The following is an 11,946-nucleotide window of genomic DNA, read 5'->3' on the forward strand; positions in this document are numbered from 1 at the left end:
CGATGAAGATTAAATTCAAACACCAGCAGTTCCAATTGGATGCAGTAAAGAGCATTGTTGACGTATTTCAAGGACAGCCCAACGAATCCTCTCGCTTCACGCTTGATAAGGGTCGCCGACAAAAGAGTGTGGAAGTCGGCGATCTCTTTCAACAAACAAGCGGTAATGATTCGGAATATGGGTTCAAGAACAATCCTATCAAGCTAGTCGATCATGAAGTTCTGAGCAATATTCAAGCGGTACAACGCCAGAATGGGCTGAAATTATCGGAGCGGCTTGAGGGCAAGTACAATCTGACGGTTGAAATGGAAACTGGTACGGGTAAAACCTATACGTATATTCGGACGATGTTTGAATTGTACAAAAAGTACGGTTGGAGCAAATTCATCATCGTTGTTCCGTCGATTGCGATCCGTGAAGGTGTTCTGAAGACGTTTCAGATTACCGAAGACCACTTCATGGCGGAGTATGGATCGAAGGCACGTTACTTCGTTTATAATTCCAAGCAACTGCATCATATCGAGAAGTTCGCAAGTGACGCTGGCATTAACGTGATGATTATTAACGCTCAAGCGTTTAATGCGAGAGGTAAGGATGCAAGAAGAATTACGATGGAGCTGGATGACTTTGCATCCCGCAAGCCAATCGATGTAATCGCAAGCACCAATCCCATACTCATCATCGATGAGCCACAATCCGTCGAAGGTCAGAAGACGAAAGAGGCATTGAAGGATTTCAAAGCGTTGTTTACGCTGCGATATTCGGCAACTCATCGGGAAGACTACAACAAAGTCTATCGCCTCGATGCTCTGGATGCCTACAACATGAAACTGGTTAAGAAAATTAGCGTGAAAGGCATCTCAGTCAAAGGATCAAGTGGTACGAACAGTTACGTGTACCTCGAAGGCATTGATGTCAGCGACAAGCATGCTCCCGTTGCTAGACTAGAGTATGAAAAACGAACCAAAACCGGATTAACCAAAGTATCCAAGAAGATCGTCACAGGCGATGACCTCTATCAATTGTCCGAGAACTTGGAGCAGTATAAAGGTTACAAGGTATCCGAGATCAACGGACAGAATAACAGTATCAGCTTTATTAATGGAGTCACGCTGTTCGCCGGAGATGTGCAGGGTGATGTCAGCGAGCTTCATTTCCGGAGAATCCAGATTCGAGAGACGCTGAAATCTCACTTCGAGAAGGAGCGGGTGCTGTTTGATAAAGGGATTAAAGTACTCTCGCTATTCTTCATCGACGAAGTTGCCAAGTATCGAAAGTACGATAAAGACGGCAATGAACTGAACGGTGATTACGCGGATATTTTTGAAGAAGAGTACATGGAACTCCTGAATGAACAACTGTCATTGTTCGCAGATGACCCCTATGTTCAATATTTGAATACCATTCGAGTAAAAGATACGCATAAAGGGTACTTCTCCATCGACAAAAAGAGCAATCGGTTCGTTGATTCCAAAGTGTCTGCCAGAGAAACCGACTCCGATGATGCGGATGCATACGACCTGATTATGCGACAGAAGGAGCAACTTCTCAGCTTTGAGGAACCAACGCGGTTTATTTTCTCCCACTCGGCGTTGAAGGAAGGCTGGGACAACCCGAACGTTTTCCAGATTTGTACGCTCAAGCACAGTGATTCTACGATCAAGAAACGTCAAGAAGTTGGACGTGGATTGAGACTCTGCGTGAACAAGAATGGTGAACGGATCGATTCCAGTATTCCAGGCATTGACGTTCACGAGATCAATGCACTAACCGTTGTCGCAAGTGAATCCTATGAGCAATTTGCCAAGCAACTTCAGGGCGAGATTGCCGCGACTTTGTCGGATCGTCCACGCAAGGCAGACAATAGCTTCTTCTTGGAAAAAGTCCTTGTGAACGCCCGCGGCGAACAATTAAAGATCGATGAGCGACTCGCAACCAAGTTGCAAAACGCCTTCATCCGTAATGGCTATACCGATGATGACTACAATCTGACGGATGTCTATTTTGCAGCCGTAGAAGAACAAACCGTTAAACTGCCCGACGAGCTGAACGCACATCAAGAGCAGCTTATTGAACTGGTTAAAACGATCTATGTTGAAGGTAAGTCGGATATGACGAACGATGACCGAAAAAATACAGTTCCGAATATCACGGTAAACAGCAACTTCCATAAGAAAGAATTCAAGGAATTGTGGAGCCGGATCAATAAGAGATCGGTTTACACGGTTCAGTTCGATTCGGAAGAGTTGGTGCGGAAGAGCATCATGGCGATTGATATGAGCTTGGACGTGCCTTCCATTCGTTATTCCATCAAGCATGGGGAAATGAATGAGATCGAATCGCGTGAGCAATTGAAGCAGGGAGAAGCGTTCGTAATTCGAGAAACGGACGCAGACTATGTTCATCAAGCTGCGGCATCGAAGATCAAGTACGACTTAATCGGCAAGCTAATGGATGAAACGAAGCTCACCAGAAAAACGATTGTGGCCATCATGAAAGGCATCAAACAAGCGAAGTTCAAGCTGTTCCAGAAGAATCCTGAGGAGTTTATACTTCGGGCGTCCAGACTGATCAATGAGCAGAAGGCGACGACGATCATTGAATCCATAACGTATGATGTGATCAATGATACGTTCGATACCGATGTGTTCACGAAGAACACGTTGAAGGGACAGCTTGGGCAAAACGCGATAGCGGTTGAGAAGCACATTTACGACTATGTGGTGACGGATTCCAAGATCGAGCGGGCTTTTGCGAAAGAGCTGGATACGAGCAATGAAGTACACATTTACGCTAAGTTGCCGCGGGGCTTCTACATCCCTACTCCAGTTGGTGACTACAATCCAGACTGGGCAATTGTATTCAAAGAAGGCGACGTGAAGCACATATACTTTATTGCCGAGACGAAAGGTTCGTTGGACTCTATGGAGCTGCGTGAAGTCGAGAAAGCGAAGATTGAATGTGCACGACGGCATTTTGCCAAGCTGAACTCTGATCAACTGAAGTACGATGTAGTAAATAGCTATGAGAAGTTGATGGAGATTGTGAAGGGATAGATATTTATAAATTATCGCCGTACTCCGACTTGTTGGTGGAGAGCGGCGAATTTTTTATTTACGAATTAACTTAACATAGGTTAAGATTAGGTGGAAAATGTTTCTTGTAATTGTCATCTTATTTCTGTTGGTTAAGTATAAATGGGAGAGGATACTATGTCTGACGGTGGTAATAATGGTAATTGGGGAGACCACTATCCGGTGTCTTGCCCTCCTGGAAGTGCAAAGTCAAAAGATGTAACCCCGGTTTATAGATTAACATTAAACAATCCTCCACTGGATGAGGATTTTTATAGTCATAAAGAGGCAAATCTCCGCTATCCGCCAGATAAAGAATGTGAAGCCTGTGCAATCTCGGTGTTTACAGATCTAGATCAGATAAAAAAGGCTAAGAAGAAGATTGCTTTGTTCAAGAATAGAGGCCATATCATTGAAGGCCAAATAGTTAGTGAAACAGGCGTCGTCTCAGAACCAGATCATAAATCCCATATTAACTGGTGGGTCTATAGTGGGATTGATGTAAAAAAGTATTTTAAGGATAATTCCTAAGTTAGGGATGGTTTCTATGGATTATATTCTTCCTTTCCCTATTGGGGCCGTTAAAATTATTAACGTATTCGAGTATTACGACGGCCCTAAGGTGTTTGCTTGTGAAAGCATAACAGGACAAAAATACATGGTAAATTGGATCGATACAACCTCCAATAGCGACACATGGTTTTATGTGCCTGTGAGTGGAACGAGGTACCTTCTTATTCTGAATGGGAAGGTCTCTTTACGTGACTGCATTCTTCATTCGGAAAATAACTTGGTATTGGAAGTCCGGACACCAAAAGGACAAGATAATACTGTAGAGATCAATTTTAGAGAATTGAGTAGTATCGTTGAGGAGGAACTACCTGATCCCGATTCATTCTTAGAACTAGATCAGCAAGCACCAACTCTCCCTCCTCGAGAGGACACAACTATGACGGCTACTCGATCTGGAAGAGATGTTCTCGATATATCCTTGAATGTTAGTGACCAACATAGTAACGAAATCGATGCAGAACTATTAGGTGAAGTTCTGATTACTACACAAAATTTGGCTTACTACGTAGGATCTAACACTACAAGCAGCCGCGGACCTGTTGCAAGGGATATTATTAACGCAAATAAGTTGAAGGCAAGCGGTTTTTTTGCAGCATCCTTTGGAGTCCGTTTGAAGTCTGATACAGTACAAGGGCTCTTTGGTGATACTGATGCATCTAGTACTTTGGAAAAACTAATGGAACTCTTTGAGGCAACTCCTGAGGAAGAAAAGTTTAGAACAGTTGTCAAAGGACTCAGTATTAGAGCAATAAAGTCATATTACACATTATTAAATAAGTTAGATAATGAAGATACAAGGATTAAAGTTGAGTGGGCATCTCCTAATCAGAAATACAAGGAAGCTTTACTTGACTCTGGAAATATTAAAAAGGCAATAGACATTCTTATCAAAGAAACAAAAACGGAAATAAAGCAGATTGAGGTAAAAGGTATATTGGTTGGAGTAAATACTGATTCAAATAAGTTTTATTTACATGCAGAAGACGATGAGCACATTAGTGGCAATATTGGTGACGGTTTGAGAGATCAACAGTTTGTGGTCCCTGTTAAAGTGAAAGCAGTAGTTGAACAAAAGACAGAGATTCATGTATTTACCGAAGAAGAAAAGACTACCTACACCTTAATAACACTTGAGTAATCAATAAAAAGACACCCCCATTTCCCAATCGAAGGAAGTGGGGGTGTTGTAGTTAGTTTACCCTATCAATAGATACGGTGAACCGTATCATAAGTAGCGGCAAGTTTTTGGATTTAATGCAATCTATCCATTGTACTCGCTGGCATTTCTTATCCATTGGGGGACGTTGAACCCACAGCGGTTGCACTCTGCTCGCGTCATCGGCTAGCCTTGAATGCGGTTGCGACGACGAGGACTCCAGCGATAAGAGTGACGACGCTTGCCACCTGCAGCGCGGATTCGGCTCCGGTAGTGAAGGAGTCGATGATAGCGATTTGCTGAGCGGGAGCCGTAGTGACGGCTTCGGCTACCGTACGCGGAATCGGATCATCGTGTTGAAGGCTTGCCGGAAGATGCCGGGTGAAGCTCTCGGTCAATACGGTGCCGACAATCGCGACGCCGAGGGCGCTGCCAAGTTCCCGAGTTGCGGATTGAAGCCCTCCTGCGACCCCAGCTTGTTCGGCGGGCAGCGCCGCCGTGAGTTCGGCTGTCAGGCATGGGAGAGCGAGAGCAAAGCCAATCCCGATGAGGACGAGCCAGGCCGCGTAGGCGAGATAAGGCTGGTGTAAGGCAGAGGCTAGGCCGAACAGTCCGACACCGATGGAGAGGAAGGCAGCCGACAGCGTTGCGGGAATACCGACGCGCCTCACCAGGTCGGGAACATATCGAGCGACAAGCAGCATGGGCACCGTCATAGGAACAATCGCGAGCCCGGCTTGCAGGACGGAGTACCCGCGGCCGTACTGCAGGAGCGAAGCGTTGAGGTAGAACAAGCCAAAGCTGCCGAAAAACATTATAAGCATACCCAGGCTGACGGTGCTGATCAGGGGGATGCGGAACAGGCGAGGGTCGAGCAAGGGGTGACGAACTCGCAGTTCGACCACGACCCATGCAGAGCCGAGCAAGACACTGGCTCCGAACGCGGCGATGTCGATGGCACTGCTCCAACCGCTCTCCGGCCCCTCGATGATGCCGATTAAGAGAGCAATGGTTGCTGCGACGAGCAAGGCGGTGCCGGCAGGGTCAAGGCCGCGTGGGCTTCGGCTGCTGCGTTGTACGGCAAGAGCTGTCCAGATCGCGCAGAGAAGCGCAACTGGCACGATGGCCTCGAACAGGGTTCGCCATGATCCTGTAGTCAGCAAAGCCGCGCCGGCGATGTTGCCGACGAGCCCGCCTATGCCGGTGGTCGCGCCCCAGATGGCAAGGGCTCGGCCGCGCCGTTCGGTTGAGGTCGCGTGAACCAGCACTCCCACGCAGTTCGGAAGCGTCAGCGCCGCTCCGACGCCGGTGATCGCGCGGCCGAGGAGTAGGATGGCCACGTTCGCCGAGACGCCTGAGATCGCCGCGCCGGCCGCGAACGTGACGAGCCCAGCGATCAGCACACCCTTGCGTCCAAACCGGTCGCCAGCCGCGCCGCCCGGGATGACCAGGCAGGCGAACACGACGACATAAGCGTCAACGATCCACAGCAGCTCCGAGGAGCTCGGGTGCAGTCCGCTGGCCGCGAGCATTGGAGCAGCCAGATTGATAGCGGCGACGAGGCTCACGACCAGGATGGTGCATGCACACACGCAGGCCAGAACCAGCTTCTGATGCCAGGAAGAAGTCGCGGCATCAGGGGACCTTGTCTTTGGGGTACTCATTGGTGTCCTGCCCCTGTGTACGCACCAGCCATGATGTCATTTACCAATGTTGGTCCGGAAGGTTCCCAAGCGAGTAGTTTGCGGGTGCTCTCACTGGAGCCGTTCATGGAAAGTTTGAAGAAGCTGCCGACAAATCCAAAGTGAGCGCTGGCGTCCTCGTGTGCGACCGATATTACCGGGATGCCGAGGATGCTACCGATGGCTTCGGCAATCGTCCGGGTGGAGACAGCCTCCTCCGCGACCGCATGCAGGCGCGATCCGGCGGGCGCCTTCTCAAGTCCGAATCGGATGAGCTTGGCGGCATCAGAACGATGTACCGCGGACCAAGCGTGGGAGCCGTCCCCGATGTACCCGGACACACCCTGCTTACGCGCGGCGTTCACCAGGAAGTTGATGAAGCCCCAGTCTCCGGCCCCGTGAACCGTCGGCGCGAACCGGGCGATGATGGTTCGCACGCCGCGACCGACATAGTCGAGAGCAAGATTCTCTGCGCCTCCCCGGGCAGAGTCCGGACCCAAAGCTGGCGACGGGTCCGTCTCCAGTACCGATCGCCCCTGAACCAGACCGGACATGCCGTTGGCGACCACGAAAGGCCGGTCAGTACCGACGAGGGCTTCGGCGAGAGTCTCGACTGCGGCCCGTTCGGCGCGATCCGACTCCGACGGATTCGCCCAGTCGTGCTTGTTCGCCAGGTGGACAACAGCTTCGGCCTCGGTCGCTCCGCGGCGAAGAGAGTCGAGGTCGTCAAGATCCCCGCGCAGAGCCGTTGCGCCTTTCGCCTCGAGCGACGCTGCAGAACCATCCGACCGAGCCAATCCGACGACCTTGTGACCCGCTATCAGCAGCTCATCGACGGTGGCTGATCCGATCCACCCTGTTGCTCCAGTGACAAATACTTTCATCTGAATAACCTCCTTGCAGCCCTTTTGCGGGCTGCATCTATTATTTTTGCGGTTACTCGTATCGTCAGAGTGAAAGACGACGTCTGCCCCTTTACAATAACGAGACACCGTGTAACTTAATATACTAAAAACGATACATTGTGTCCAGTAATTAATTTTGAAGCAGGAAAAACGGTGGTGGGTTTGGATTAAGGGGCGATTTCACCGTAGTTTCTAGCCCTCTTAGGGCATCAATTGAAATAGCAGGCGACCGAACTGGCACAAGACGCCTGATGCGGCCTCGCCCAAGTTTCGAGTCACCGTGGAACGAAAATGCAATACATACGAGGCACAGTGTCCATATTTATATTTAAAATAGACAAGGAGCACGATCTCCGTGTATAGTTGAGGCATGAATATGGACAAAGAACACTATCATGGCGGTCGTCCCCGAAGCGAGCAAGCGAGGGCGGCTATTCTGAATGCGGCTGACGATCTCTTGGTCGAGGTCGGTTATGCGGCAATGACGATGAAGGGCATCTCCGAGAAGGCTGGAGTATCCCGGCAGACCGTGTATCGTTGGTGGTCCAATAAAGCGGAGATTCTGTTCGAGGCCAGCGTGGCCGATGCGGAGGAGGAACTAGCGATTAGCCCGACAGGGACTCCCTTGGACGACCTCGCGGCCTACCTGGAAGCGCTTGTGCGCTTCCTAGCGTACTCACCGGCAGGCGCTGCCTATCGGGCGCTCCTCGGCGAAGCGCAGCATGATTCCGCCGTAGCGGAGCTGCTCTCCGCGAAGGATCCGCTCGGCGACAGCGCACGGCTCGTGATCGCTCGTGCGCTCGGGAAGGACACGCTGCCAGTCCCGCTCGATCAGGCTACTGCCTTGCTGATCGGCCCGAGCTTCTTCTGGATTTTGAGCGGACGCGATCCCGTTCAGCTTGTCCCGCGGCAACTGGCCGAGGACTTCATACGCGATCTCCAGTCGCGACAGTCGCGGTGAGAGGGGCTTTTCTCGGAGCCCACCCAAATTTCATTAAATAAGTTGAAATGCAGAAAGACGCCCGAGAGGGCGTCTTTCGTTTTTATGATGACACAGTTAAACCTACCACAAGTGATTCCACCTTGCGTTTGCCGCCGTGCAAATATTACAAAAGGCGAATGTAAAGTGCCTTGGCGCAGAATTTCGCCTAAGTGATGATACGCCGAACCGTATCACAAGTAGGGCGAAATTCTTGACCTTAACCGCACAAGGGAACAGGCAAGGATTCAGTATGGAGAGAAAGATTTGGAGCGAGTTAAATTCCTCATGAAAAAGCCATTTGATCGGATGGCTTTTTTTGTTGTACCGTACGAGATATCTGTATGCGACTTAACGTCTTCGCGTATGTTCTTCAAACTCTAACCTGACATCTTATTGTCCAGTTTTAACGGATATACTGAAAACTAGGGGTGAGCGGATGCAAATCAGCAGATTATTTCAAGTCGTTTATATTTTATTGGAAAAGGGGGCTGTTACGGCCCCAGAGTTGGCTGAGCGGTTCGAAGTGTCTGTCAGAACGATTTATAGAGACGTTGAGGTTTTAAGCCAGGCTGGAGTTCCCATCTATACCAGCCAAGGCAAAGGAGGCGGCATTTCCCTTTCAGACAGGTTTGTCCTGAACAAATCTTTGCTTTCGGACAAGGAGCAGGATGAGATACTCTTTGCCTTACAAAGTTTGTCCATGGTCCAATTTCCTGATTCGGACGAGGTTCTCTCGAAGCTGAGCAGCTTGTTCAGGAAGAACAGCACCAACTGGATTGAGGTGGATTTCTCCTCCTGGGGAAGCGGGCAAAAACAAAAAGAGCTATATGGCCTGCTGAAACAGGCCATTCTGGAGCATAAAGTGATTTCGTTTACCTACTTGAGCGCGGCCGGAGAACAAAAAAACCGGAGAGGCGTTCCAGTGAAACTGCTTTTTAAGAATAGAGCCTGGTACGTTGAGGCCTATAGTTTCGAACAAAATGCTCTAAGAACCTTTAAGATTAACAGGATGTCGAATGTACAGCTTTTAGACGGAGACGAAGGTAAGCTCTTAGAGATTCAACAGGATTGGATGGAGGCTGCCGGGACTTCTCGTGCAGAAGTTAGGGTTAACGAAACGCCTAGAATCCCTCTGGTATTAAAAATAGAACCGGCGGGAGCCTATCGCATCGTGGATGAGTTTAAGGAAGAGAACATTTTGAAACAGGAAGACGGGTCTTTCCGGGTCACATCAGATATGCCTTCCGGAGAATGGCTTTATCAGTATCTTCTTTCATATGGAGATTTACTGGAAGTTATTGAACCGGCGTCTGTGAGGCTGGAGATGAAAAATCGCACGACCAAAATGGCCGAAAAATATTTTAGATAACTGGACACGCAGCTGTCAGGTTCTGTTGTTTAAACTAGCCTTGTATTCAAAACATACTAAGGAGGATTCAGCAGAACGATGGAAAACAGCCCGTACTTATTGGATATGAGCAAAGAATTTGCAGGTAAACGAGCCCTGGTGACCGGCGGAACTCGAGGAATCGGCAGGGCGATCGTCCAACGTCTGCATGCAGGAGGAGCTGAAGTGATAGCTGTGGCAAGATCGCTGCCCGAAGCATTTCCGGAGGGGGTAGGGTTCATTCAGGCCGATGTCAGCCTCCCAGAAGGTGTGGATCATATGATTCAGGAAACGATTCGAATGTTCGGCGGTCCGGATATTTTGATTAACAATGTGGGAGGTTCCTCAACCAGCACGGCAGGGGCTTTAGCTATAACAGATGAGGATTGGCAGACGACGTTTAACGCCAACCTGTTCTCATCCGTCCGTCTCGACCGTGGATTTCTGCCTTACATGGTTGAACAGCAAAGCGGAGTGATTATTCATATATCCTCTATTCAGCGTCAATTGCCGGGCAACATGACCATGCCTTATTCGGCAGCTAAAGCTGCGCTCGTTAACTACAGCAAGAACATCGCGACCCAATTCGGCCCTATGGGGATAAGAATCAACGCATTGGCACCGGGATTTACCGAAACGGAATCGGCGGAACGGTTAATCGAGAGAATGGCTGAACAAGCCGGAACGGACTATTTAGCTGCCCGCCAGCAGTTATTGGATGAGCTTGGCGGTATTCCTCTCGGCCGGCCGGCCAAACCTGAGGAGATTGCCGAGCTTGCCGCCTTCCTTGCTTCAAGCAGAGCCTCTTATATTACGGGCTGTGAGTATGTCATTGACGGCGGAACCATCCGCACAGTTTAACGAAATTACAAAGGAGTTGATCTTATGGAGCCTAGTCTACTTCCGCAAGTTATACAAGATTTTATAGCCGCTGCCAATAAACCCGATCCGGAGGCTTATGTCGACTGCTTTTCAGAAGATGCTCTTGTCCTCGATGAAGGTAAAGAATGGGCAGGCAAAGCTGCTATAAAAAAGTGGAGTGGCGAACATCACTTTGGTGCTAACATAACGCTTGAACTCCAACAGCATAAACAGCATGAGGAAGAAATCGTGGTGGTTTTTAAGGTTGACGGGGATTTCGATAAAACCGGCCTCCCGGATCCTCTTTATTTGGATTTTTATTTTCAGATTCGCCGCCTTAAGATTAAGCAGCTGACGATACGACTGTCTAAAGGATGGAACAATTAGAAGAACGCTAACCAGATAAGGGACGAGGTAAACCTAAAAATGATAGTAAATCACTTGATATTAAAGCTGAAAGACCGGAGTCCGAAGCATATCGAGCAAGTTCAAACCGTTCTGCTGAGCATGAGAGGGAAATAGACGTTCTTCTCGATGTTCAGGCTGAAGCTAATATTCGACCTGGCCCTTCCGCATATGATTTAATCCTGATCACCAAGTTTGCATCCTTAGAGGACATGGATGAATATTGCTGCAATGGGTGCTTGACTGGGGAGCGGGCGTAACCGTGTTGGAACCCGAATCATTCCGAAATCGGATTCGTGAGGAAGCCCAAAGAATTCTAGAACGCTACTGACATAATGTTGTCAGTAGCGTCTTTTTATAATTGGATATGTAAATGTAAAGGAGATGATATCTTGTGAATTTCGCTTCTGTACGCATCATTACTGACGACGTAGATCGTCTCGTCGAGTTCTATGAGAAAGTCATGGGGGTTTCTGCGGAGCGACCCGCGCCCGTATTTGCCGAACTCGTTGTGCCATCATGCACGCTTGCCATCGGCCACTCCCAGACGGCGCAGCTATTCGGCACCGGTTCCGTAGTGGGCGCCAATAATCGCACTGTCATTATTGAGTTCCGGGTCGACGATGTCGAAGCCGAATATGTGCGCTTGAAGCCATTTGTCGATAATTGGGTAATGGAACCGACCATGATGCCGTGGGGGAACCGTTCTATGCTGTTCCGCGATCCCGACGGCAACCTTCTTAACCTCTTCGAGCCGGTGACCGAGGATGCGATTAAACGGTTTAGAGGTAGACATTGACGGGCAGTAAAGGCTGGCCTTCAAACTTGCTGTTACAGACATCGCGGTGAGCCGTACCATAAGTAACGGTAAGTATTTTCGGAAGATCCCGCAGCAGACTTGGAAAATGGAGCAGGCCAACA

11 protein-coding genes are annotated in these 11,946 nt (G+C 49.2%); 9 read left to right on the forward strand and 2 right to left on the reverse strand.

Annotation, left to right across the window (positions count from 1 at the left end; genetic code table 11):
- Positions 1-2 precede the first annotated feature (2 nt).
- The 3 genes from V3851_RS11885 (at position 3) to V3851_RS11895 (ending at position 4,785) form a co-directional block, all read left to right on the forward strand.
- On the forward strand, positions 3-3,056 hold the full coding sequence (locus V3851_RS11885) for a type III restriction-modification system endonuclease (RefSeq protein WP_331846755.1): 3,054 nt from the start codon (positions 3-5) through the stop codon (positions 3,054-3,056).
- Between the two features lie 156 nt (positions 3,057-3,212).
- The gene (locus tag V3851_RS11890; RefSeq protein WP_331846756.1) at positions 3,213-3,605 is read left to right on the forward strand and encodes a hypothetical protein; all 393 of its coding nucleotides are present in this window, start codon (positions 3,213-3,215) and stop codon (positions 3,603-3,605) included.
- Positions 3,606-3,621: 16 nt separating this feature from the next.
- Complete coding sequence (locus V3851_RS11895; protein ID WP_331846757.1) at positions 3,622-4,785, forward strand: DUF6575 domain-containing protein; 1,164 nt, start codon at positions 3,622-3,624, stop codon at positions 4,783-4,785.
- A 197-nt stretch (positions 4,786-4,982) separates the two neighbouring features.
- Here V3851_RS11895 and V3851_RS11900 read toward each other — a convergent pair whose 3' ends face one another.
- Positions 4,983-6,467 carry an MFS transporter gene (locus V3851_RS11900; protein WP_331846758.1) on the reverse strand — a complete coding sequence of 495 codons (1,485 nt, stop codon included), beginning with the start codon at positions 6,465-6,467 and terminating at the stop codon, positions 4,983-4,985.
- Positions 6,464-7,369, reverse strand: a complete 906-nt coding sequence (locus V3851_RS11905) for an SDR family oxidoreductase (RefSeq protein WP_331846759.1) — start codon at positions 7,367-7,369, stop codon at positions 6,464-6,466. Before V3851_RS11905 ends, V3851_RS11900 begins: the two co-directional genes overlap by 4 nt.
- 397 nt (positions 7,370-7,766) lie before the next feature.
- On the opposite strand from V3851_RS11905, the gene V3851_RS11910 reads away from it, so the two are divergent.
- The 6 genes from V3851_RS11910 (at position 7,767) to V3851_RS11935 (ending at position 11,824) form a co-directional block, all read left to right on the forward strand.
- Positions 7,767-8,351 carry a TetR/AcrR family transcriptional regulator gene (locus V3851_RS11910; protein ID WP_331846760.1) on the forward strand — a complete coding sequence of 195 codons (585 nt, stop codon included), beginning with the start codon at positions 7,767-7,769 and terminating at the stop codon, positions 8,349-8,351.
- 457 nt (positions 8,352-8,808) lie between these two features.
- Complete coding sequence (locus tag V3851_RS11915; RefSeq protein ID WP_331846761.1) at positions 8,809-9,741, forward strand: helix-turn-helix transcriptional regulator; 933 nt, start codon at positions 8,809-8,811, stop codon at positions 9,739-9,741.
- Between the two features lie 78 nt (positions 9,742-9,819).
- A complete protein-coding gene (locus tag V3851_RS11920; RefSeq protein WP_331846762.1) occupies positions 9,820-10,620 on the forward strand; it encodes an SDR family oxidoreductase in 801 nt (266 codons plus the stop codon).
- Positions 10,621-10,644: 24 nt separating this feature from the next.
- A complete protein-coding gene (locus V3851_RS11925; RefSeq protein WP_331846763.1) occupies positions 10,645-11,007 on the forward strand; it encodes a nuclear transport factor 2 family protein in 363 nt (120 codons plus the stop codon).
- Positions 11,008-11,287: 280 nt separating this feature from the next.
- Entirely contained in the window at positions 11,288-11,356 is a 69-nt protein-coding gene (locus tag V3851_RS26975; protein WP_414859306.1) for a hypothetical protein, read from the forward strand.
- A 63-nt stretch (positions 11,357-11,419) separates the two neighbouring features.
- Positions 11,420-11,824, forward strand: a complete 405-nt coding sequence (locus V3851_RS11935; RefSeq protein WP_331846764.1) for a VOC family protein — start codon at positions 11,420-11,422, stop codon at positions 11,822-11,824.
- Positions 11,825-11,946 lie beyond the last annotated feature (122 nt).

The organism is Paenibacillus haidiansis, from assembly GCF_036553665.1.
Classification (GTDB): Bacteria; Bacillota; Bacilli; order Paenibacillales; family Paenibacillaceae; genus Fontibacillus; species Fontibacillus haidiansis.